20 protein-coding genes and 1 tRNA gene are annotated in these 23,182 nt (G+C 70.9%); 13 read left to right on the top strand and 8 right to left on the bottom strand.

All coding sequences use genetic code 11. From position 1 onward, the window contains the following. Positions 1-98: 98 nt before the first annotated feature. Complete coding sequence (locus AB0A65_RS26105; protein WP_359955606.1) at positions 99-2,483, bottom strand: phosphoketolase family protein; 2,385 nt, start codon at positions 2,481-2,483, stop codon at positions 99-101. Continuing rightward, the gene (locus AB0A65_RS26100) at positions 2,437-2,793 is read right to left on the bottom strand and encodes a hypothetical protein (RefSeq protein ID WP_359955603.1); all 357 of its coding nucleotides are present in this window, start codon (positions 2,791-2,793) and stop codon (positions 2,437-2,439) included. Before AB0A65_RS26100 ends, AB0A65_RS26105 begins: the two co-directional genes overlap by 47 nt. Positions 2,794-2,871: 78 nt before the next feature. Between AB0A65_RS26100 and AB0A65_RS26095 the strand changes: the two genes are divergently transcribed. The 3 genes from AB0A65_RS26095 to AB0A65_RS26085 all read left to right on the top strand — a co-directional run bounded on the left by AB0A65_RS26095 (position 2,872) and on the right by AB0A65_RS26085 (position 4,381). Beyond that, positions 2,872-3,519: a GNAT family protein gene (locus tag AB0A65_RS26095; RefSeq protein ID WP_359955600.1), complete on the top strand. Its 648-nt coding sequence runs from the start codon at positions 2,872-2,874 to the stop codon at positions 3,517-3,519. Positions 3,520-3,559: 40 nt separating this feature from the next. Beyond that, entirely contained in the window at positions 3,560-4,219 is a 660-nt protein-coding gene (locus AB0A65_RS26090; protein ID WP_359955598.1) for a GNAT family protein, read from the top strand. Positions 4,220-4,308: 89 nt separating this feature from the next. Next, positions 4,309-4,381 (top strand) — tRNA-Gly (locus tag AB0A65_RS26085). Between the two features lie 40 nt (positions 4,382-4,421). On the opposite strand, the gene AB0A65_RS26080 is transcribed toward AB0A65_RS26085, so the two are convergent. The 4 genes from AB0A65_RS26080 to AB0A65_RS26065 form a co-directional block, all read right to left on the bottom strand. Continuing rightward, the gene (locus tag AB0A65_RS26080; protein WP_359955595.1) at positions 4,422-5,066 is read right to left on the bottom strand and encodes a TetR/AcrR family transcriptional regulator; all 645 of its coding nucleotides are present in this window, start codon (positions 5,064-5,066) and stop codon (positions 4,422-4,424) included. Between the two features lie 111 nt (positions 5,067-5,177). Then, a complete protein-coding gene (locus tag AB0A65_RS26075) occupies positions 5,178-6,638 on the bottom strand; it encodes an MFS transporter (protein WP_359955592.1) in 1,461 nt (486 codons plus the stop codon). Between the two features lie 145 nt (positions 6,639-6,783). Next, positions 6,784-6,966 (bottom strand): hypothetical protein, encoded by a 183-nt coding sequence (locus tag AB0A65_RS26070; protein ID WP_146147958.1) that lies wholly within the window; start codon positions 6,964-6,966, stop codon positions 6,784-6,786. Positions 6,967-7,066: 100 nt separating this feature from the next. Beyond that, positions 7,067-8,518, bottom strand: a complete 1,452-nt coding sequence (locus tag AB0A65_RS26065) for a serine/threonine protein kinase (RefSeq protein ID WP_359955589.1) — start codon at positions 8,516-8,518, stop codon at positions 7,067-7,069. 111 nt (positions 8,519-8,629) lie between these two features. Here AB0A65_RS26065 and AB0A65_RS26060 point away from each other — a divergent pair, with 111 nt between their 5' ends. The 3 genes from AB0A65_RS26060 (at position 8,630) to AB0A65_RS26050 (ending at position 13,154) form a co-directional block, all read left to right on the top strand. Further along, positions 8,630-9,775: a citrate synthase/methylcitrate synthase gene (locus AB0A65_RS26060; RefSeq protein WP_359955586.1), complete on the top strand. Its 1,146-nt coding sequence runs from the start codon at positions 8,630-8,632 to the stop codon at positions 9,773-9,775. A gap of 109 nt (positions 9,776-9,884) precedes the next feature. Next, positions 9,885-11,942: a phosphate acetyltransferase gene (gene pta, locus AB0A65_RS26055; protein ID WP_359955583.1), complete on the top strand. Its 2,058-nt coding sequence runs from the start codon at positions 9,885-9,887 to the stop codon at positions 11,940-11,942. A gap of 27 nt (positions 11,943-11,969) precedes the next feature. Beyond that, on the top strand, positions 11,970-13,154 hold the full coding sequence (locus AB0A65_RS26050) for an acetate kinase (RefSeq protein ID WP_359955581.1): 1,185 nt from the start codon (positions 11,970-11,972) through the stop codon (positions 13,152-13,154). A 66-nt stretch (positions 13,155-13,220) separates the two neighbouring features. On the opposite strand, the gene AB0A65_RS26045 is transcribed toward AB0A65_RS26050, so the two are convergent. Then, positions 13,221-13,655, bottom strand: coding sequence for an SsgA family sporulation/cell division regulator (locus tag AB0A65_RS26045; RefSeq protein ID WP_091043033.1), 435 nt, complete (start codon positions 13,653-13,655; stop codon positions 13,221-13,223). Positions 13,656-14,056: 401 nt separating this feature from the next. On the opposite strand from AB0A65_RS26045, the gene AB0A65_RS26040 reads away from it, so the two are divergent. Further along, positions 14,057-14,725: an O-methyltransferase gene (locus AB0A65_RS26040; RefSeq protein ID WP_359955579.1), complete on the top strand. Its 669-nt coding sequence runs from the start codon at positions 14,057-14,059 to the stop codon at positions 14,723-14,725. Between the two features lie 173 nt (positions 14,726-14,898). Next, entirely contained in the window at positions 14,899-16,893 is a 1,995-nt protein-coding gene (locus AB0A65_RS26035; RefSeq protein WP_359955577.1) for a glycosyl hydrolase, read from the top strand. A gap of 30 nt (positions 16,894-16,923) precedes the next feature. Here the strand turns inward: AB0A65_RS26035 and AB0A65_RS26030 are convergent, their stop codons facing one another. Further along, positions 16,924-17,715, bottom strand: coding sequence for an SDR family oxidoreductase (locus AB0A65_RS26030; RefSeq protein ID WP_359955575.1), 792 nt, complete (start codon positions 17,713-17,715; stop codon positions 16,924-16,926). Between the two features lie 81 nt (positions 17,716-17,796). On the opposite strand from AB0A65_RS26030, the gene AB0A65_RS26025 reads away from it, so the two are divergent. The 5 genes from AB0A65_RS26025 (at position 17,797) to AB0A65_RS26005 (ending at position 23,088) form a co-directional block, all read left to right on the top strand. After that, a complete protein-coding gene (locus AB0A65_RS26025) occupies positions 17,797-19,101 on the top strand; it encodes a sensor domain-containing protein (protein ID WP_359955573.1) in 1,305 nt (434 codons plus the stop codon). Between the two features lie 29 nt (positions 19,102-19,130). Beyond that, positions 19,131-19,772, top strand: coding sequence for a response regulator transcription factor (locus AB0A65_RS26020; protein ID WP_359955571.1), 642 nt, complete (start codon positions 19,131-19,133; stop codon positions 19,770-19,772). A 4-nt stretch (positions 19,773-19,776) separates the two neighbouring features. Further along, positions 19,777-20,196, top strand: coding sequence for a helix-turn-helix transcriptional regulator (locus tag AB0A65_RS26015; protein ID WP_359955568.1), 420 nt, complete (start codon positions 19,777-19,779; stop codon positions 20,194-20,196). 9 nt (positions 20,197-20,205) lie between these two features. After that, entirely contained in the window at positions 20,206-20,619 is a 414-nt protein-coding gene (locus tag AB0A65_RS26010) for a VOC family protein (protein WP_359955565.1), read from the top strand. A 99-nt stretch (positions 20,620-20,718) separates the two neighbouring features. Further along, positions 20,719-23,088, top strand: a complete 2,370-nt coding sequence (locus AB0A65_RS26005; protein WP_359955562.1) for an excinuclease ABC subunit UvrA — start codon at positions 20,719-20,721, stop codon at positions 23,086-23,088. Positions 23,089-23,182: the final 94 nt, after the last annotated feature.

Raw genomic sequence — 23,182 nt, 5'->3', positions numbered from 1 at the left:
GAGCGGTAGTTAGCCTCCCCTAACAGGTTAACGAAGCGTGTTCGGGACGCGTCAAGCGGTCGCATCCGCGACATGCGCCACTTGTGTTGCACGGCAACCTAACCCGGCCAGCTCCAGTCGGCGACCTCCGGCACGTCCTCGCCGTGCTCCCGCGTGTACTCCCGGGCCGCATGCCGCGCGTCGACCATCTCCTGCCGCAGCCCCGCCGCGTTCGCGCCCAGGCCCGGCACCCGGTCGATCACGTCCATGACCAGCCGGAACCGGTCGAGGTCGTTGAGCATGACCATGTCGAACGGCGTGGTCGTGGTGCCCTCCTCCTTGTACCCGCGCACGTGGATGTTGTCGTGGTTGGTGCGCCGGTACGTGAGCCGGTGGATGAGCGTCGGGTAGCCGTGGAACGCGAACAGCACCGGCCGGTCGGCGGTGAAGATCGTGTCGAACTGCCGGTCGCCCAGGCCGTGCGGGTGCTCCGACTCGGGCTGGAGCCGCATCAGGTCCACCACGTTCACCACCCGGACCTTCAAGTCCGGCAGGCGCCTCCGCAGCAGGTCCGCGGCCGCCAGGACCTCCAAAGTGGGCACGTCCCCGGCGCACGCGAGCACCACGTCCGGTTCGCGCCCGGCGTCCGTCGAGGCCCACTCCCAGATCCCCAGGCCCCGTTCGCAGTGGCGCACCGCCTCCTCCATGCTCGTGTACTGGAGCGCGGGCTGCTTCCCCGCGACCACCACGTTCACGTACTGCCGCGAGCGCAGGCAGTGGTCCATCGTGGACAGGAGCGTGTTCGCGTCCGGCGGGAGGTACACCCGCACGATGTCGGCCTTCTTGTTCATCACGTGGTCGATGAAGCCCGGGTCCTGGTGCGAGAACCCGTTGTGGTCCTGGCGCCACACGTGGCTCGACAGGAGGTAGTTCAGCGACGCGATCGGCCGCCGCCACGGGATGTCCCCCGAGGAGTCCAGCCACTTCGCGTGCTGGTTGAACATCGCGTCCACGATGTGGATGAACGCCTCGTAGCTGGTGAACAGGCCGTGCCGGCCGGTCAGCAGGTACCCCTCCAGCCAGCCCTCGCACAGGTGCTCGGAGAGGACCTCCATGACCCGCCCGTGCGGCGCCTGGTGCTCGTCGGTCGGCAGGATCTCCGCCTGCCACTGCCGGTCCGTCACCTCGAACACCGAGCCCAGCCGGTTCGACTCCACCTCGTCGGGCCCGAACAGCCGGAACCGGTCCGGGTTCGCGGACATCACGTCCCGCAGCCACGACCCCAGCACCCGCGTCGCCTCGCCCACCGTGCGCCCGTGCCCCTCGATCGCCACCCCGTGGTCCCGGTAGTCCGGCAGCACCAGGTCCCGCAGCACCAGGCCCCCGTTCGCGTGCGGGTTCGCGCTCATCCGCGCCTCGCCCTCCGGCGGCAGCCCCAGCAGCTCCGGCGCCGGCGCGCCCGTCGCGTCGAACAGCTCCTCCGGCCGGTACGAGCGCATCCACTCCTCAAGCATCGCAAGGTGATCCGGATTCGTGCGCACCGCCGACAACGGCACCTGGTGCGCCCGCCACGTCCCCTCCACCGGCACCCCGTCCACCTCGGACGGACCCGTCCAGCCCTTCGGCGTGCGCAGCACGATCATCGGCCACCGCGGCCGCACCGGCGAACCATTGGCCTTCGCGCGCGCGTCCGCCCGGACCTCCGCGATCCGGTCGAAGCACGCGTCCAGCGTCGCCGCCAGCTCCTGGTGCACCGCCGCCGGGTCGTCCCCGTCCACCAGGAACGGCTCGTACCCCGCGCCCCGGAAGAAGCTCGCCCGGTCCTCGTCCGAGATCCGCGCGAACACCGTCTGGTTCGCGATCTTGTACCCGTTCAGATGCAGGATCGGCAGCACCGTCCCGTCCGACACCGGGTTCAGGAACACGTTCGAGAACCACGACCCCGCCAAGGGCCCCGTCTCCGCCTCCCCGTCGCCCACCACGCACGCCACCGTCAGGTCCGGGTTGTCGAACGCCGCCCCGTACGCGTGCGACAGCGCGTACCCCAGCTCCCCGCCCTCGTGGATCGAGCCCGGCACCTCCGCCGCCACGTGCGACGGGATCCCGCCCGGGAACGAGAACTGCCGGAACAGCCGCCGCATCCCCTCCTCGGAGTGGTTCACCGACGGGTACAGCTCCGGATACGTCCCCTCCAGCCACGTGTTCGCGACCATCGCCGGACCCCCGTGCCCCGGCCCGCACACGTAGATCATGTCCAGCCCGCGCGCCTTGATGCACCGGTTCAGGTGCGCGTAGACCAGGCTCAGCCCGGGGCTCGTGCCCCAGTGGCCCAGCAGCCGCGGCTTCACGTGCTCCGGCCGCAGCGGCTCCCGCAGGAGGGGGTTGTCGAGCAGGTAGATCTGCCCCACCGTCAGGTAGTTCGCGGCCCGCCAGTAGGCGTCCACGAGCGCCAGCTCCTCAGCGGAGAGCGGCGCGCTGGAACGATCGGTCTTCGCGGTGTCCATGCGTCAGAGCGTGCCCCATAACGCGCGCACTGACCGCGATTCGCAAGAATAATTCGCGCTCGGCCCGGTCCCGGTCCTTCAGCAGCCGCTCCACCGCCGCCAACCGCCCCTTGACCTCGATCAGCGCCGCCCGGACCTCCGTCGCGTCGACACTCGCCTTCTCCGCCAGCTCCCGGTACCCCTCGGCCCGCTCCTCCGCCGCCCGCGACTTCGCCGCCGCCGCCGCGAACGCGATCCCCGTGATGATGATCGCCGTGACGAGCAGGGACATCCCGAAGACGAACAGCATCCCCGACTGGCCCATGTTCATACCGCGCTCCCCTCGTCCGACGTCCCGGAAAGTCTATGGCCCCGCGCGGCGTCGGACCACCGAGGCACAATCGCAGGCATGCTCGCCGACTACCTGCCCGTGTACCGCATCCGCCTGCGCACCGAACGCCTCGAACTGCGCCTCCCCGACCACGACGACCTCGCCGCCCTCGCCGGCCAGGCCGCCGCAGGCGTCCACGACCCCGACTTCCAGCCCTTCAAGAACGCCTGGACCGAAGCGGAGCCCCTCACCCGCGGCCGCACCGCCGTCCTCTGGAACCTCCGCCTCCTCTCCGGCATCACCCCCGAACGCTGGTGCCTCCCCTTCGTCGCCGTCCGCGACGGGCAGGTCGTCGGCAAGCAGGACCTCGCCGCAAAGCAGTACGCCCTCACCCGCGAGGCCACCACCTCCTCGTGGCTCGGCCGCGAACACCACGGCCAGGGACTCGGCACCGAGATGCGCGCCGCCGTCCTCGCCCTCCTCTTCGACGGCCTCGACGCCGAATGGGCCCTCAGCGACTCCCTCGACGGCAACGGCCCCTCCCAAGGCGTCTCCGCGAAACTCGGCTACCGGGCCGACGGCATCGACCACCAGGTCTACAAGGACCGGCGGGTCACCAGCCGCCGCTGGCGCCTCACCCGCGCCGACTGGGAGGCCCACCGCCGCCACGAAGTCCGCATCGAAGGACTCGACGACGACGCCAAGGCCATGCTCGGCCTCGCGTAACTCGATTGCGGCCCCAGCGCCCGCCCCGGAGAATCGAACCATGCTCGCCGACTACCTGCCGGTCTACCGCATCCGGCTCCGCACCGAACGCCTCGAACTGCGCCTGCCCGACTTCGACGACCTCGCCGCGCTCGCCGACCGCGCCGCCGAAGGCGTCCACGACCCGGACTTCATGCCGTTCCTCATGCCCTGGACCGACGCCGAGCCGGTCCAGCGCGGCCGCGGGACGATTCTGTGGCAGTTGCGGGCGCTCGGGGCGATGACCCCCGAGCAGTGGCTGCTGCCGTTCATCGTGGTCCACGACGGGCAGGTCGTCGGCATGCAGGAGGTCAAGGGCCACCAGATCGCCCTGACCCGCGAGGCGTCCACCGGCTCCTGGCTCGGCCTCCCCCACCACGGCAAGGGCCTCGGCACCGAGATGCGCGCCGCCGTCCTGGAGTTCATCTTCACCGGCCTCGGCGCCGACTACGCCACCAGCGCCTCACTCGACGGCAACGGCCCGTCCTCCGGCGTCTCGCGCAAACTCGGCTACCAGGCCGACGGCATCGAGCACCACGTGGTGCGCGGCGTGCGCCGCCAGGACAACCGCTGGCGCCTCTCGCGGGCCGACTGGGAAGCCCACCGCAAGCACGAGGTCCGCATCGAAGGGCTCGGCGACGAGGCGCTGGCGATGCTCGGCCTGGGCGACGCGCAAGCGTGATCTGAGCCCCAATCGGCGCCAAGGCCCCATGAAGTCCGATTGAACGGTGCGCTACAGTATGGTCGTTCGCAAGTCAAGGCTTGCGGCACGCGGACGTAGCGCAGTTGGTAGCGCGACACCTTGCCAAGGTGTAGGTCGCCGGTTCGATCCCGGTCGTCCGCTCAGATGAAGAAGGGGCCTCCCACTCGGGAGGCCCCTTTTCTCATGCCTTGGCGTCCTTCGGAATCCAGCGGACGCCCATCTCCTCGTCGCTCACGGGCTCGCCGGGCAGCGGTCCCGCCCCGGGGGCGCGGAGGGCCTGGAGGTGCAGTTCCAGGGTCCGCAGGCGGACCTCGCGGGTCCGTTCGGGGTCGCCGACGCTGATCGAGGCGACGGACTCGGTGACCATCTGGATGTCGCCGTTGTCCACGTCGTCGCGGAGCACCCCGTCGCCTTTGAACCGTGCGAGCATCGCCTTGTTCACCGCGTCGCCTTCGACCGCGGCCTGGAACATCTCGGGGCTGGGGGTGAAGGTCCCCGCGAGCCGCACCGTGATCGAGGGCGTGTCGGCGATGACGACCGCCCTCATGAAGGCGCGGAACGCCTCCCAGGGCTCGGCGTCGGACGCGACGGCCTCGCGGGCGAGTTCGATGTACCTGGCGAGGCCGTCGCCCGCGAGTTTGCGGAGCAGGTCCTCCTTGCTCGGGTAGCGCCGGTAGAGCGCGCTGATGCCGACCCCGGCGCGCTTGGCGACCTCCGCGATCGGCGCCTCCGGGTCGGCGACGAACACCTCGTGGGCGGCTTCGAGGATGAGCTTGTCGTTGCGGGCGGCCTGCGCCTTGCGCCCGCTGAGCGGCTTGTCGGTCATGGCACGCATCCTATCTGGAACAGAGCGGTTCATTCTGCTGTGCTTCTCTAAAGACGTACCTCAACCGGCCGTGCCCGAGGGCACGACCGGCGGAGGGGGCTTGCTGGGGGATCAGTGCCCGGCCTTGGCCTGCTTCGGCAGGCCGAACGCGACCAGGAACGCCACCAGCGTGAGCAGGACCGTCAGGCCCGTCACCGTCTGCGCGGCGCCCATCGACTCGGCCGCGCCGGACCCGATGGCGAACTGGCTGAAGAACACCGTCCCGAGCCCGGCGACGCCCAGCGCCGACGCGCCCTGCTGGAAGGACTCCAGGAGGCCCGACGCGGAGCCGACCTCGTGGTCCTCCAGCTCGCCGGTGATGATCCCGAAGAGCGGCACGAAGATCATGCCCATGCCGATCCCGAAGACGCCGAGCGCCGGGGACAGCGCCCAGGTGCCGGGCGCGGCCGAGGTGCCGAACTGGAACCACAGGACGACCAGGCCGATCGTCATGGTCGCGAGGCCCAGGTGGAGGACGCCGCGGCCGAGCTTCGGCGCGAGGGCCGCGGAGGAGCCGGAGCCGACGAACGCGCCGACCGCCCACGCCGCCATCGCGAGGCTCGCCTGGAGCGGGCCGAACCCGAGGCCGAGCTGAAGGAACAGGCCGACCGCGAGGGAGAACCCGGTGACGGCGCCGAAGAAGACCACGACGAAGGCGATGCCGGAGGTGTAGGACCGCTTCTTGAAGACGCTCAGCTCGACCAGCGCGGTGCGGCCGGAGCGGGCGCGGCGGGCCTGGGTCCAGGCGAACAGGCCCAGGACCGGCACGGAGGCGACGAGCGTCGCGATCGACCAGGCCGGCCAGCCGAGCTCGCGTCCCTCGACCAGCGGCACGAGCAGCAGGCACATCCCGGCGCCGGCGATGAGCGCGCCGCCGAGGTCGAGCTTCAGGCCCTTGACCGCCGGGGCGCCCGCGGGGAGGACCTTCGCGCCGAGGGCGATCGAGGCGAGGCCGAGCGGCAGGTTGATGAGGAAGATCGAGCGCCAGCCGGTGCCGAGGAGGTCCGCGTCAACGAGGACCCCGGCGAGGACCGGTCCGGCGATCGTGGCGAGCCCGATGGCGGGGCCGAACAGCGCGTACGCCTTGCCCATGTCGCGGCCGAACATGTCGCGGATGAGCCCGAAGCACTGCGGCACCATGATCGCGGCGAACACGCCCTGGACGACGCGGGCGGCGAGCAGCAGCTCGATCGTCCCGGCGGCGCCGCAGGCGAGGGAGGCGGCGAGGAAGCCGACCAGGCCGACCATGAGGACCCGCTTGCGGCCGAACATGTCTCCGAGGCGCCCGCCGGTGAGCAGGCCGACCGCGAGGGCGAGGGTGTAGCCCGCGGAGAGCCACTGGAGCGTCGCGGCGGTGCCGCCGAGGTCGCCGCGGATCGCGGGGGCCGCGACGTTGACGATCGATGCGTCGAGCAGGTTGAGGAGGGTCGCGGCGAGGATCGCGGTGAGGCCGAGCCAGCGGTGCGGGAAGGTCCGCGCGGGCGCGGCGTCCGCCGCTGCGGCGGGGGTGGGGGTCTCGACGATGACGGTCACGGGATGCCTCCGGCTGATCCGAGTTCAGTGGAACGGAACGTTTGATTCCACTATAGCAGAGCGGAACGATCTGTTCCAATAGCAGGGCCGAAAAAACCCGCAGCGATCTCGCACTGCGGGTTCGAGCTGCTGGAACGTCCCTGAACTAGGTCTCCTGCCCGGCGTTCAGGTAGCCGAAGATGATGATCATCGCGACCGCGACGATCACCAGCCACAGCGTCGCCTTCCGGAACTTGTGGCGCGCGCCGGGGGAGAACCACATGACCGCCGCGATGATGAGCAGGACCCCGACGACCACGCCGGGAGCGGCGCCCAGATTATCTTCCATCTTCAGACCAATCGCATCAGAGGGTGACTGTGCAGGAACTGTTGTACCGGTCGCCCGTTCCATCATCCCGACCGGGGCCCGGGCGGTCAACCCGAACGGCTCACCACTCGCACGAGGTGCCCTCGGCGTTGCGGCTGTGGTAGGACAGCGTGACCTGGTCGGCGTAGTCAACCGTGGACCCCGCCGTCGGGAACTGCTGCACCACCGTGCAGTGCGCGGGCTCGGGGGTGATCGCGTAGTAGCCGACGTCGGCGATGACGTTGCTGAACCCAAGGCCCTCAAGGTAGTCGCGGGCATCGAACGTGGTCCGGCCGGTCACGTCGGGCAGCTCGGTCGTCCCGGTCTTGGGCTCGTCCGGCTCCTCCTCGGTCGCCCCGCCGCCGCTCGTCTCGCCCGAGTTCCCCTCGGAGCCGCCGTCCTCTGTGCCTCCCGCGGCCTCGGACTCCTGCGACTCAGGGGACTCCGATGCGGACCCTGAGGGCGTCGGATCCGACGATGTCGTCGTCTCGACCGCCTCCGTCGTGTTCGCCGCGGCCTCCACCGTGGAGCCGTCCTCGGCTCCCAGCGGCCCCTCGCCGGTCCACGGGCTCCACGCCACGATCCCGAACACGGCCGCCGCCAGCACGACCGCGACTGCCACCAGCGCCATGCGCCGCCGCGGGCGCCGCTCGACGGGTTCGGCCGGTTCCACCGGCGTCATCGGGGCGCCGGGCTCCTCGGGGGGCGGGATCAGGATCTCCCCGGTCACCGCGGCCCGGCACGCCTCCGCGAGCTGCTCGCCCGACTCCCAGCGCTCCTCCGGGGCCTTGCGCAGCGACCGCGCGACCACCGAGGCGACCGGCGCGGGCACCGAGTCCGGGAGCGCCGGGGGCTCCTCGTAGAGGTGGCTGTGGATGACCGCCATGGGGTCGCGCGCCGGGAACGGCGGCGTCCCCGCCAGGCACTCGTACGCGACCGCGCCGAGCGAGTACAGGTCGGAGCTGCCGGTGACGTCCTGGTTCCGCAGCCGCTCGGGCGAGACGTACGGGACGGTCCCGAGCACTTCCTTGGAGTCGGTCAGCCGCGACTGGTCCACGAGGAGCGAGATCCCGAAGTCCACCACCCGGACCCGGTCGTCGGCGTCGATGAGCAGGTTCGCGGGCTTGACGTCCCGGTGGACCACCTTGCGGCGGTGCGCCGCGCCGAGCGCGTCGGCGGCCTCGGCGATGATCCGCATGGTCCGGCCCGGGTCCAGGCGCTCCTCGCGCGCGAGCAGCCGCGCCAGCGAGTCGCCCTCGACCAGCTCCATCGCCAGGAACTTCACGGTGCGGTCCCCGTCGAGCTCCTCGCCGTAGTCGTACACCTCGACGTAGTTGGGGCCCTTGAGGCTCGCGAGGGTCTTCGCCTCCCGCTCGAACCGCTCCCCGGCCCCGTCGAGGCCGGGCAGGAGGATCTTCACGGCGACGTCGCGGTCGAGCCGCTCGTCCCTGGCCCGCCAGACCGCGCCCATGGCGCCGGAGTCGATGGGCCGGTCGAGCCGGTAGCGGCCGGCGAGGAGGGTTCCGGGTTCCACGGTGACCAGTCTGACCGCCGCTTGCCAGCCGGCCGGTCCGGGGTCGCCGTTCGGGCCTTTCCGGCCCGAAATCCACTAGGCTTGCAACGAAACCGAGCGGAGGAGGACCCAATGCCCGAATTCATCGAAGTCCCCAAGGGCCTCGACCGCGTCATAGTCGCGGACACCGAGATAGGCGACGTCCGCGGCGAGGAGGGGTTCTACCACTACCGCCAGTACAACGCCGTCGAGCTCGCGAAGCACTGCTCGTTCGAGCAGGTCTGGTACCTCATGACCCACGCCGAGCTGCCCACCCGTGCGCAGCTCGACGCCTTCAAGGCCCAGGTCGCCCCCTACCGCACCCTCACCCCGCAGCTGCGCGACCTGCTCCCGCACCTCGCCGCCGCGTCCCCGCTCGACGGCCTGCGCACCGCCCTGTCGGCCGCGTGCGCCGCCCGCCCCATGAAGCCCGTCCTCGACATCGACGAGGCCGCCCGCGCCGACGACGCCCTGTTCGCGTGCGCCGTCACCCCCGCGATCCTCACCGCCATGTGGCGCCTCGGCCAGGGCCGGGAGCCGCTCGACCCGCGCGAGGACCTCGGCTACGCCGCGAACTACCTGTACATGATGACCGGCGAGGTCCCCTCGCCCGAGGCCGCGCGGGCGATCGAGCACTACCTGATCCTCACGATCGACCACGGCTTCAACGCCTCCACGTTCACCGCCCGCGTCATCGCCTCCACCGGCGCCGACACCGGCGCGGCCCTCGTCGGCGCGATCGGCGCGCTCTCCGGGCCGCTCCACGGCGGCGCCCCCGCGCGGGCCCTCGACGCGCTCGACGCGATCGGCGGCCCCGACAACATCGACGCGTGGATCCGCGGCGAGCTGGAGTCCGGGCGCCGCATCATGGGCTTCGGGCACGCGGTCTACAAGACCGACGACCCGCGCTCGCTACACCTGCGGGACGTCGCCGACGAGTTCGGCGGGGAGATCGTGGACTTCGCGAAGACCGTGGAGCGCCGCGTGGTCGAGATCCTCGCCGAGGTCAAGCCCGGCCGCAAGCTCTACACGAACGTCGAGTTCTACGCGGGGGTGGTCATGGAGCTCGCGGGCGTCCCGCGCCCCATGTTCACCCCGACGTTCACGACCAGCCGCGTCGTCGGCTGGTCCGCGAACATCCTCGAACAGGCCCGCGACTCGAAGATCATCCGCCCCCGGGCCAAGTACGTCGGCACCCCGCCGCCCGTGCCGGTCCCCGAAGGCGGCTTCGCCGACTAGGGCCCGACCTGGACGCCCGTGCCCCCGCGGGCGGTCACGCCGAAGCTCACAGGTGAGCCGGGGCGCAGATCGCCTGCGGGGCGCGCACGGGGTGGATAGCGTTGGAGCCGTGGCTCAAAGTCTCTACCTCGCCAGCCTGGACCCCGGCAGCGGCAAGTCGACGGTGGCCGTCGGCGTCATGGACCTGCTCACCAGGCGCGCCGGCTCAGTCGCCGTCTACCGCCCCATCGTCCGCGACGACCACACGGTCTCCGGCGACCCCGTCATCACCCTCCTCCGCGACCAGTACCGCCTCCCCGCGTCCTACGCAGCGTCGGTGGGCGTGACCTATTCGGACGTCCGCGCCGACGCCGAGGCCGCGCTCACCCAGATCGTCGAGCGCTACCACGAACTCGCCGACAAGCACGAGGTCGTCCTCGTCGTCGGCTCCGACTTCTCCGACGTGTCCTCACCGGTCGAGTTCGCGTACAACACGCGCGTGGCCGTCAACCTCGCCTCGCCGATGCTCCTCATCGTCACCGGGCACCGCAAGACCCCCGCCGACATCGCCGCCGCGCTCCGCTTCGGCACCGCGCAGGCCGAAGCCGACCACGCCACGGTGCTGGGCACCGTCGTCAACCGCGTCGAACCCGCCGACGTCGACCTCGTCAAGGCGGCCCACCCGGGCACCGGCGTCGTCGCCGAGGACGCCGAGCTCGTCGCGCCCACCGTCGGCGAGCTCATCGAGGCCGCCGACGGCACGCTCATCTCCGGCGACCCCGACGTCTTCACCCGCACCGTCGGCGACGTCGTTGTCGCGGCCATGACCCTCCCCAACCTCCTCACGCGCCTCGCCGACGACAAGGCCGTGATCCTCCCCGGCGACCGCTCCGAGGTCCTCCTCGGCCTCATCGCCGCCCACCTCGCCGAAGGCACCCCGAGCCTCTCCGCGGTGTTCCTCACCGGCGGCATCCGGCCCGAACCGCAGATCCTCGACATCGTCGCGGGCCTCGACTCGCGCCTGCCGATCGCGCTCGTCCCGCACGACACGTTCGACATGGCGAACCTCGTCGGCGACGTCACCGGCTCGCTCGCCGCGGGCGGCCAGCGCAAGATCACCCGCGCCCTGGAGGACTTCGCCGCGGGCGTGGACGGGGACGACCTGCTCGATCGGCTCGCGCTCGCCAAGCCCACGGTGGTCACGCCGATCATGTTCGAGCACTCGATGCTGGGGCGCGCCAAGGCCCTCGACAAGCACATCGTGCTCCCCGAGGGCGCGGAGCCGCGCATCCTCAAGGCCGCCGAGATCCTCATGCGACGCGACGTGGCCCGCCTGACGCTCCTCGGCTCCGAGGCCGAGATCCGGTCGCAGGCCGCGCAGCTGGGCGTGGACATCACCGGGGCCGCGATCCTCAACCCCGGCGACCACGAGATCCGCGAGCGGTTCGCGAAGGAGTACGCGCGGCTGCGGGCCCACAAGGGCGTCACCGCGGAGGCCGCGTACGACCAGGTCGCCGACGTGTCGTACTTCGGGACGATGATGGTCCACACGGGGATGGCCGACGGGATGGTCTCCGGCGCGGTCCACACCACGGCCCACACGATCCGGCCCTCGTTCGAGATCATCAAGACCCGGCCCGAGGTCGCGGTGGTCTCCTCGGTGTTCTTCATGTGCCTCGAAGACCGCGTCCTCGTGTACGGGGACTGCGCGGTCAACCCGAACCCCGATGCCGAGCAGCTCGCCGACATCGCGCTATCCTCGGCAGGCACCGCCGCCGAGTTCGGCGTGGAACCGCGGGTGGCGATGCTCTCCTACTCGACCGGCACCTCCGGCCACGGCGAAGCCGTGGACAAGGTCCGGGCGGCGACCGAGATCGTCCGCGCCCGCAGACCCGACCTTCCGGTGGAGGGACCGATCCAGTACGACGCCGCCGCCGACGCCGGCGTCGCAGGCACGAAGCTCCCGGACTCGCAGGTCGCCGGGAAGGCCACCGTCTTCATCGTCCCGGACCTGAACACCGGCAACAACCTGTACAAGGCGGTGCAGCGCTCGGCGAACGCGGTCGCGGTCGGCCCGGTGCTCCAGGGCCTGCGCAAGCCGGTCAACGACCTGTCGCGCGGCGCCACCGTGCCGGACATCGTCAACACGGTCGCGCTCACCGCGATCCAAGCGAGCCAGACCGCCTGAGCGCGGGCGCTCTAGAGGGGAAGTGCCATGGGCGCACCGGTCCTGGTGATCAACTCCGGTTCCTCGTCGATCAAGTACCAGCTGGTCGACGGCGAGACGATGGAGGCGTCGACCTCGGGCCTGATCGAGCGCATCGGACAGTCCGATTCGGTCCTCACCCACAAGCACGCAGGGGAGAGGGCCGTTCGGGAGGGGCGCCTCGCCGACTACGGCGAGGGCCTGGAGGCGATGGTCGCGGCCTTCGAGGAGGCCGGGACGCCGCTCGCGGACGCCGGGCTGATCGCGGTCGCGCACCGCGTCGTCCACGGCGGCGAGCGGTTCGTGCAGCCCGTCGTCGTCGACGACGAGGTGGAGCGCGCCATCGACGAGCTGTCGGCGCTCGCGCCCCTGCACAACCCCGCGAACCTGGAGGGCATCCGCACCGCGCGGAAGCTCTTCCCGAAGCTCCCGCAGGTCGCCGTGTTCGACACGGCGTTCCACGCGACGGTGCCCGAGCGGGCGCACCTGTACGCGGTGCCGAGCGAGTGGCGCGAGGAGCACGGTGTGCGCCGGTACGGCTTCCACGGGACGTCCCACGCGTACGTCTCGCGCAAGGCCGCGGAGATGCTCGGCAAGAGCCCCAAGGCGGTCAACGTGATCGTCGCGCACCTCGGCAACGGCGCGTCGGTGACCGCGGTCGAGCGGGGCCGCTCGATCGACACGTCGATGGGGCTGACGCCGCTCGAAGGGCTCGTCATGGGGACGCGCTCGGGCGACATCGACCCGGCGATCGTCTTCCACATGCACCGGCGGACCGGGGCGAGCTTCGCCGATCTCGACGCGGACCTGAACCAGCGGTCGGGGATGCTCGCGCTGAGCGGGCACCAGGACAACCGGGTGATCGAGCGGGCCGCGGCGGCGGGGGACCGGGCGGCGCAGGTGGCGCTGGAGATCTACTGCTACCGAATCCGCAAGTACATCGGCTCGTACATCGCGGCGCTCGGCGGGGCCGACGCGATCGCGTTCACCGCGGGGATCGGCGAGAACAGCGCGGAGGTGCGGGCGCAGGCGTTGTCCTCGCTCGTGGCGCTCGGCGTGGACCTCGACGAGGCCGCGAACGCCGCGGGCGGGCCGGTCATCTCGACGCCGCAGTCGCCGATCACGGTGATGGTCATCCCCACCAACGAAGAAGGCGAGATCGCCTCCCAGACGGCCGCGCTCCTGCGTAGTTGACAGGACGCACGGAAAGGGCGGGCCGGGTCTCCCCGGTCCGCCCTTTCCTTTTGTCGCCTGCGGCGGCTACACACCGCCGGCGAGCAGCTTCGTGAGGGTGGTGTCCATGTCCACATAGCCCGATTCGCGGCCGCGCGGGACCAGGCTGTACGCCCGGCGGAGGAAGCGCTGCACCACGCCGCGGTTGATCTCGAAGAGGGCGTTCCCGTCGGGCGAGGAGAGCGCCAGGGCCACCGACTCGCCCCGCGGGGTGGTCCAGGGCCAGACGCGCACGTCGCCGATGCCGGTGGGCTCCTCAAGGCCCTTGGCGAGCAGTTCCCGGGAGAAGGACCAGGCCACCTGGTCGGCGTCCGTCCCGTCCGGATGGAACATGACGCAGACCGCGTAAGGGTCGTCCGGGTCGTATCGCAGACTCGCGCGCACACTCACCGTCGCGAAATCGGGCGCGACGAGCCGCATGGTGGTGCCGATATCGACTGTCGCCGATCGTGCCATGCTCATAGCGTTACCCCCCAGTGTGCGGCCGGCTCCCCCGAAGCCGGCCGTCATTCCAGTCCGCCGCCGCACCGGAGGACCGGTTTCGCGACCGCGAACAAGTAGTGACTCAGGTCTATCATTCAAGCCGTTGCGCCGTACGACGATCGGCAAGACCGAGCCCGGCGCGTTCCGCTGATTCGGGGGCAAAATCCGACAAAAGACCACCGTTAATCTTCCGTCAATGCCGTAATTACAACAACAGGCTTCACCCATTCGCGGTACCATTCCGGGCGCTCCCCAGGCTGGGAGATGATAACGCGTTCGTCCCACTCGCCGGGAAAGTCCGAATTTAACGGAGCGAGTCCCGCGGGGTCGCGGTGATAGCGTTTCATCGACGTTCTCGGACCCGTCGGAAGGGGCGAACAATGGGCCAGGGGCAATGGACCGAAGTCGACGCGTTCCTCGGATCGCTGCTCGTCGGGGAGGACGACGCCCTCGCCGGGGCCACGGCCGCCGCGCAGCGGGCCGGGCTGCCGCCGATCTCCGTCTCCCCCGCGCAGGGCAAGCTCCTCTATCTCCTCGCGAAGACCCTGGGCGCCAAGCGCATCCTTGAGGTCGGGACGCTCGGGGGGTACAGCGCGATCTGGATGGCGCGGGCGCTGTCCGCGGACGGGCACCTCGTGAGCCTGGAGTACAGCCCGCGGCACGCCGAGGTCGCCAGCGGCAACGTCGCGCGCGCCGGGCTCGTGGGGACCGTGGAGATCCGGGTCGGCGCGGCCGCCGAGACCCTCCCGAAGCTCGCGGAGGAGGGCGGCGAGCCGTTCGACATGGTGTTCATCGACGCCGACAAGGGCGGGTACCCGGTCTACCTCGACTGGGCGCTCAAGCTGACCCGGCCGGGCGGCCTCATCATCGCCGACAACGTGGTGCGCGGCGGGGCCGTCGCCGACGGGCTCAGCCGCGACCCGAACGTGCAGGGCGTGCGGTCGTACCTGGAGAAGGTCGCCGCCGACCCGCGGCTGGAGGGCACGGTCGTGCAGACCGTGGGCGTCAAGGGCTACGACGGGTTGTCGATCGCGCGCGTCCTCGCATAGGGACGCTCGGGCAACGGGCGGCGGGTCTCCCGCCGCCCTTTTTGCTGCGCCCGAACCGATTCAGTTCATTGACATCGACATATTCCAATGTCTATGATGGGGTCGCTTAACCGATTCAGTGCCTGTTTCGCCTGCTCGTAACCCTGCCATCCCCTCCGCAGAAGGAGACGCAAGTGTCTGACACCTCTCCCCGCGCGCCCCGGCGCGCGGTCATCGCCATGGGGGCCGCCGCGGCCGCTGTGGCCGGCCTGCCGGCCCCGGCATCCGCCGCAGGCCGGCCGACCCCCGTGGACCTCGTCGACGACCAGGCCACCCGCGAGACCCGCGCCCTGTTCCAGTACCTGCGCCAGACGCAGGGCCAGGGCATCATGTTCGGCCACGAGCACTCCCTCTCCGACGGGTTCACGTTCAGCCAGATGGACGGGTACGCGTCCGACGTGGAGGCCGTCACCGGCGACTACCCGGCCGTGTTCGGCTGGGACACCCTCATCCTCAACGGCTTCCAGAAGCCCGGCGTGTACGGCGGCACCACCGCGGAGAACATCGCCGCGCTCTCCTACGCGCTCAAGGAGAGCGACGACCGGGGCGGCATCAACATCCTGTCCGCGCACCTCTACAACTTCGTGACCGGCGGGAACTTCTGGGACACCGCCGGGCGCGTCGTCAGCCAGATCCTCCCCGGCGGCCCCAAGAACGCCGACTTCAACGAGTTTCTCGACCGGATCGCCGCGGGCGTCAAGGGCGCCAAGCGCGCCGACGGCACGCTCATCCCGGTGGTCTTCCGGCCCTTCCACGAGAACAACGGCGGCTGGTTCTGGTGGGGCGCCGGGCACACCACCTCCGCGGAGTTCATCGAGATCTTCCGGTACACCGTGGAGTACCTGCGCGACCGCAAGTGCGTGCGCAACCTCCTGTACTCGTACTCCCCGAACTCCGCGTTCGGCGGCGACCCGACGAACTACCTGAAGACCTACCCGGGCGACGAGTTCGTCGACATCCTCGGGTACGACGCCTACGACGGGACCGCCGGCTCCGCCGAGTGGCTCGGCGCCACCGTCCAGGACCTCGCGATGGTCGTCGGCCTCGCCGAGGAGCGCGGGAAGATCCCCGCGTTCACCGAGTTCGGCGAGTCCGGAGAGGAGGGACGCGACCTCACCTGGTTCACCGACCTCCTCGCCGCGCTCAAGGCCGACGCCGGGGCGAGCCGCGTCTCCCACATGCTCACGTGGGCGAACTTCGGCGGCACCAACCGCGCGTACGTGCCGTTCCCCGGGCACGCCATGGAACCGGACTTCGTGGCCTACCACGAGGACCCGTACTCGCTGTTCGCGTCCGACCTGGACGGCGTGTACGACGCCCGCACCTCCGCGGTCCCGAACGCGCCGTTCCTCCACCTCGCCACCCCCACCGACCGCCAGCGGATCACCGAGGCGTCCACCAGGATCCGCGTCCGGCTCACCTCCGGGACGTCGCGGAAAGTGACGTACGCGATCAACGGCGGCACGCCCGTGGCGCTGCGCCTCGACGCCGACGGCTACCACTCCGGGACCTGGACCATCGACCCGTCCTGGCTGGACAACCGCAAGGTCGCGATCACCGTATCGGCCAAAGTGGACGGCACCACCTACACCGACGCCGCGGACGTGCTCCTCGGCGAGGTCGTGCCCCTCCCGGCCGGGTGGGTCGACGACTTCGAGTCCTACGCGGGCGACGACCCCTCGCTCTCGGAGGCGTACAGCCACGTCAACGCCAACACCCTCACCCACTCCACCGACCACAAGGCGGGCGGGAACTACGGGCTCGCGTACGCCTACGACTTCACCAGCGCCGGGTACACCGGCATCGGGAAGACCGTGGGCGCCGACTGGTCCGCGTTCACCGCGTTCAAAGCCTGGCTGCAGGGCGACGGGTCCACCAACGGGGCGACGTTCCAGATCGTCGCCAAGGGCGCCTACTTCGAGTACAACACCGGGCTCGGGAACACCGCCGCCCAGGACCTCGTCATGCCGTTCGCGGACTTCCGGCCCGCACCGTGGGACACCGGCCACGCCGGGGAGCTCCTCGACGCCGCGCACCTCGCGGAGGTCTCCGCGTTCTACCTGTACCTCGGGTACGGCGGCGCGCAGGCCACCGGCACCGTCCACTTCGACGACCTCCGCGCGGAGTGAGCCTCCGGGGCCCCGCTCCGGCGGGGCCCCTCACCGGTCCTGGTAGTCCGCGAACCGCTTGAGCACCAGGCCGATCAGGCGCGTCATGAGCTTGCGCGGGCGCCGCGGCAGCAGGTGCGCCTCCGGCCAGTTCTTCCCGTCGGGGACCACGTACCCCTTGTCCCGGTCGAGGGCCTTGAGGGACTGGTGCACGATCTTCTCCGGCTCCGCGAGGAGCCAGCCGAGGCGCCGCCGGTCGTACTTGATGCCGTTCGCGATCGGGAAGCCCGTGTCCACCGGCCCCGGGCACACCGCGAGCACCTTCACGCCGGTGCCGCGGGTCTCGGCCCACAGGCCCAGGCTGTAGTTCACGACGAACGCCTTCGTGGCCGCGTACAGCGCCATGTACGGCTGCGGCTGGAAGCCCGCCATCGACGCGACGTTCACGACCGCGCCCGAGCCGCGCTCGACCATGCCCGGCAGGAACCGCTTGACCAGGCCCGTCACGGCCACGACGTTCACCATCGCAGTGTCGCGGCTGTACTCGGCGCCGATCGACACGTCCCGCCCGAACGTCCCGATCCCCGCGTTGTTGACGAGGAGATCCACCTCGATCCCGGCGACCGCATCTGCGACCCGGTCGGCCGCGTCGGGGACCGCGAGGTCCTCCACGACCACGAGCGTCCCGACGCCGTGGGCCTCCCGCAGCTCCGCGGCGAGCGCCTCCAGCCGGTCCCGCGAGCGGGCCACCACGGCGACGTCCATGCCCCGCGCCGCCAGCTGCCGCGCGAACGCCGCGCCGATCCCCGACGACGCACCCGTGACGAGCGCCCACGACCCCATACGGCCCCCATTCCCTCGCCCACAGCGTAGCCGGGACAGCGCCGCAGGTCGCGGCCCCTGTAAGGGTAGGCTTGCCGCACCATGACGATGCCGGCACATCCGATCACGCGCCGACTGGCCCTCCCCGGCTGGTCGGTCCTGCGGTTCAGCTTCACGCTCATCGCCGCCGTCCTCCTCGCGGCCGCGATCGCCACCGGGGTCCTCGTCGTGTTCTGGATCGGCATCCCCGTGGCCGTCGGCGTGTTCCTCGCCATCCGCGTCTGGGCCAACTCCCAGCGGCGCATGATCGGCGAGCAGCTCGGCGTCCACATCCCCGTGCCCTACCGCGAGCGCCCCAAGGGCGCCCGCCTCGACCAGCGCGCCCTGTTCCTCGTGCGCGAGGCCGCGACCTGGCGCGACTTCGCGTGGCTCGCCATCGACGCGACCCTCGGGTTCCTCGTCAACCTCCTCTACCTCGGCGTGTTCGGCGTCGCCGTCTACTACCTCGTGCAGCCGCTCCTGCTCGTCACGCTGTTCCACACCGCGCCCAACCCGAGCGTCAACGACTTCGGGTTCTACGACTTCGACACCCCCGCGAAGACCCTCATGCTCGTGCCGCTCGCGCTCGGCTGCGGCGTCGCCTGGTGGCGCTGGGGCGAGCTGTTCCTGCGCTGGTACTCCCACCTCGGCGTGCTCCTCCTCGGCCCTACCGCGAAGGCCCTGCTCACCGCCCGCGTCTCCGAGCTGCGGCAGTCCCGCGACCTCACCGTCGACTACGCCGCCGCCGAGCTGCGCCGCATAGAGCGCGACCTCCACGACGGCGCCCAGGGCCGCATCGCCGCCCTCAGCCTCACCCTCGGCATGGCCGAGGAGCTCCTCAACCAGGACCGGCCCGAGCAGGCCGTCGCGCTCGTCGCCGAGGCCCGCCAGACCTGCTCCGACGCGCTGGAGGAGATCCGCGACCTCGTGCGCGGCATCCACCCGCCCGTCCTCGCCGACCGCGGCCTCACCGGCGCCCTCCAGGCCATGGCCCTCGACCACCCGCTCCCCGTGTCCGTGGTCGACCGGCTCGGCGAGAAGCTCCCCGCGCCCCTCGAAGCGGCCGCGTACTTCGCCACCAACGAGATCCTCACGAACATCACCAAGCACGCCGAGGCGAGCCAGGTGCAGGTCGTCGTCACCCACGAGCAGGGGCTCGTCCGCATCGAAGTGCGCGACGACGGGCGCGGCGGCGCCGCCGTCGCCCTCGGCGGCGGCCTCGACGGCGTCTCCCGGAGGCTCGCCGCGTTCGACGGGACTCTGGAGGTCGACAGCCCCGAAGGCGGCCCCACCACGGTCACGCTGACCATCCCCGCGTTCAACGCCGCCTCCGGCGCGGTCGAGAATAAGCGCGCGACCGGCAGCTGAGCCCGGACAACGGAATGCAAGGAGCCACGATGGACGTCGTCCTCGCCGAAGACCACTCGCTCCTGCGCGACGGCCTCACCCGGATGCTCGAAGCGCACGACTTCACCGTCGTCGAGGCCGTCGACAACGGCCCCGCGCTCACCGCCGCGCTCCTCAAGCACCGCCCCGACGTCGCCGTCGTCGACATCCGCCTCCCCCCGACCTTCAAGGACGAGGGCCTGCGCGCCGCCATCGAGGCCCGCCGCCACATCCCCGCGCTCCCGATCCTCGTCCTCTCCCAGTACGTCGAGCAGCTGTACGCCCGCGAACTCCTCGGCGACCGCCGCGGCGGCGTCGGCTACCTGCTCAAGGACCGCATCTCCAACGTCGGCGAGTTCATCGAGGCGCTGCGCCGCGTCGCCGCGGGCGGCACCGCCATGGACCCCGAGGTCGTCGCGCGCCTCCTCGGCAGGCAGCAGAACCGCCTCGACCCGCTCACCGCCCGCGAGCTGGAGGTCCTCGGGCTCATGGCCGAGGGCCGCACCAACGCCGCCATCGCCGCGTCCCTGTTCATCACCGAGAAGGCCGTCGGCAAGCACTCCGCGAACGTCTTCCGCAAGCTCGGCCTGGGCCAGTCGGAGGACGACAACCGCCGCGTCCTCGCCGTCCTCGCCTACCTTGAGGGAAACTGACGGCATGGACCTGGAGGACCTCGCCCGGCTGCGCAAGGCCCGCGACGCCATGGACCGCGACTACGCGAAGCCGCTCGACGTGGCCGCGCTGGCGCGGATCGCGCTCATGTCGCAGGGCCACTTCTCGCGCAGCTTCCGCGCCGCGTACGGCGAGACCCCCTACTCGTACCTCATGACCCGCCGCATCGAGCGCGCGAAGGCCCTGCTCAGGCGCGGGGACATGACCGTCACGGAGGTGTGCTTCGCGGTCGGGGTGAACTCGCTGGGGACGTTCTCGACGCGCTTCACGGAGCTGGTGGGGGAGTCCCCGAGCGCGTACCGGGCCCGCGACCACGACAACGGCGCGAACATCCCCGCGTGCATCGCGAAGGCGTACACGAGACCGGTCAGGAATCGAGAAGCGAAGCCGCCCGCGCCCTCGTAGGTTGGTCACATGAGCATCAACCTTTCCCAGTGCTTCATCGCCGTCGACGACCACGACAAGGCCATCGCCTTCTACCGCGACGTCCTCGGCATGGAGGTCCGCAACGACGTCGGCTTCGAGGGGATGCGGTGGGTCACCGTCGGCTCCCCGGACCAGCCCGACGTGAACATCGTCCTCGAACCGCCGCTCGCCGACCCGAACGCCTCCCAGACCGACCGCGCCACCATGAACGAGCTGCTCGCCAAGGGCCTGCTCCGCGGTGTGATCTTCGAGACCGACGACGTCGACGCGACCTTCGAGCGGATCAGCGCCGCCGGGGCCGACGTCCTCCAAGAGCCCATGGACCAGCCGTACGGGGTGCGCGACTGCGCGTTCCGCGACCCGGCCGGGAACATGCTCCGCTTCAACCAGCCCCGCAAGTAGGCGTTTGCCGCTCGCGACGACCGCGGGACTGTCGCCCGCCGCCGGTACGCTCGGCGGCGGGCCGCCCCGGCCCCGGAGACAGATGGAGACCACGACACCATGGCCACCGGAAACACACCCAACCCGGCCGACGCGCACGACCTGATCCGCGTGCAGGGCGCACGCGAGAACAACCTCAAGGACGTCAGCGTCGACCTGCCCAAGCGCCGCCTCACCGCCTTCACCGGCGTGTCCGGCTCGGGCAAGAGCTCGCTCGTGTTCAGCACGATCGCGGCCGAGTCGCAGCGGCTCATCAACGAGACCTACTCGGCGTTCGTCCAGGGCTTCATGCCCACGCTCGCCCGCCCCGAAGTCGACGTCCTCGACGGCCTCACAACGGCCATCATCGTCGACCAGGAGCGCATGGGCGCGAACATCCGCTCCACCGTCGGCACCGTCACCGACGCGAACGCGCTCCTGCGCATCCTCTTCAGCCGCCTCGGCGACCCCCACATCGGCGGGCCCGGCGCGTTCTCCTTCAACGTGCCCTCGGTGTCCGCCTCCGGCGCGATCACCGTCGAGCGCGGCGGCAAGACCATCGCCGAGAAGGCCAGCTTCAACCGCCTCGGCGGCATGTGCGCCCGCTGCGAGGGCGTCGGCTCGGTCAACGACTTCGACCTCACCGCGCTCTACGACGGCGAGAAGTCCCTCAACGAGTCCGCGATCCTCATCCCCGGCTACTCCATGGACGGCTGGTACGGGCGGATCTACCGCGCCTCGGGCTTCTTCGACCCCGACAAGCCGATCAAGAAGTACAACAAGCGCGAACTGCACGACCTGCTCTACAAGGAGCCCACCAAGATCAAGGCCGAGGGCATCAACGTCACGTTCGAGGGCCTCATCCCCAAGATCCAGAAGTCCATGCTCTCCAAGGACGTCGAGGCGATGCAGCCGCACATCCGCGCGTTCGTGGAGCGGGCCGTCACCTTCCAGACCTGCCCCGAGTGCGAGGGCACCCGCCTCGGCCCCGAGGCCCGGTCCTCCAGGATCGACGGCGTCTCCATCGCCGACGCCTGCAAGATGCAGATCTCCGACCTCGCCGCCTGGGTCTCCGGCCTCAAGGACCCCTCCGTCGAGCCGCTGCTCAAGTCCCTGCGCGACCTCCTCGGGTCGTTCGTGGAGATCGGCCTCGGCTACCTCTCCCTCGACCGGCCCTCCGGCACCCTCTCCGGCGGGGAGGCCCAGCGCACCAAGATGATCCGCCACCTCGGGTCCTCGCTCACCGACGTCACGTACGTCTTCGACGAGCCCACCGTGGGCCTCCACCCGCACGACATCGAGCGCATGAACGACCTGCTGCTCCAGCTGCGCGACAAGGGGAACACCGTCCTCGTCGTGGAGCACAAGCCCGAGGCCATCGCCATCGCCGACCACGTCGTGGACCTCGGCCCCGGCGCGGGCACCGAGGGCGGCACCGTCCAGTTCGAGGGCACCGTCGCCGAGCTCCGCAAGTCCGGCACGCTCACCGGCCGCCACCTGGACGACCGCGCCAAGCTCAAGGAGAAGCTCCGCGAACCGTCCGGGAAGCTCGCGGTGCGCGGCGCCAACGAGAACAACCTCCAGGACGTCGACGTCGACATCCCCCTCGGGGTGCTGTGCGTCGTCACCGGCGTCGCCGGGTCCGGGAAGTCCTCCCTCATCCACGGCTCCGTCGCCGGCCAGGAGGGCGTGGTCGCGATCGACCAGGGCGCCATCAAGGGCTCGCGCCGCTCCAACCCCGCCACGTACACGGGCCTGCTCGACCCGATCCGCAAGGCGTTCGCCAAGGCCAACGGCGTCAAGCCCGCCCTGTTCAGCGCCAACTCCGAGGGCGCCTGCCCCACGTGCAACGGCGCGGGCGTCGTCTACATGGACCTCGGCATCATGGCGTCCGTGTCCACCACCTGCGAGGACTGCGAAGGGAAGCGGTTCCAGTCCGCGGTCCTGGAGTACAAGCTCGGCGGGCAGGACATCAGCGAAGTGCTCGGCATGTCCGTCTCGCAGGCCGCGGCGTTCTTCGCCGACGGCGAGGCGAAGGTCCCCGCGGCGCACAAGATCGTGCAGCGCCTCAACGACGTCGGCCTCGGCTACATCAAGATCGGCCAGCCGCTCACCACGCTCTCCGGCGGCGAGCGCCAGCGCCTCAAGCTCGCGACCCACCTGGGGGAGAAGGGCGGTGTGTACATCCTGGACGAGCCGACCACCGGCCTCCACCTCGCCGACGTCGAGAACCTCCTCGGGCTCCTCGACCGGCTCGTCGAGTCGGGGAAGTCCGTGATCGTCATCGAGCACCACCAGGCGGTCATGGCCCACGCCGACTGGATCATCGACCTCGGCCCCGGCGCGGGCCACGACGGCGGCAAGATCGTCTTCGAGGGCACCCCCGCCGACCTGGTGAAGCAGAAGCAGACGCTCACCGGCAAGCACCTCGCCGAGTACACGGGCGCCTAGGGCCGTCCCGCGGATCGGGCCCGATCCGCGGGACGACACCCGCCGAGCGGAGCCCGCTCGGCGATGCGCCCGCCCGGGATGCCCTGTGTTCGCC

Origin of the sequence: Glycomyces sp. NPDC047010, from assembly GCF_040644205.1 — a bacterium.
Taxonomy (GTDB): domain Bacteria; phylum Actinomycetota; class Actinomycetes; order Mycobacteriales; family Micromonosporaceae; genus Glycomyces.
Note: the sequence above shows the minus strand (reverse complement) of the source record. Positions and strands in the feature narration are given on the sequence as shown.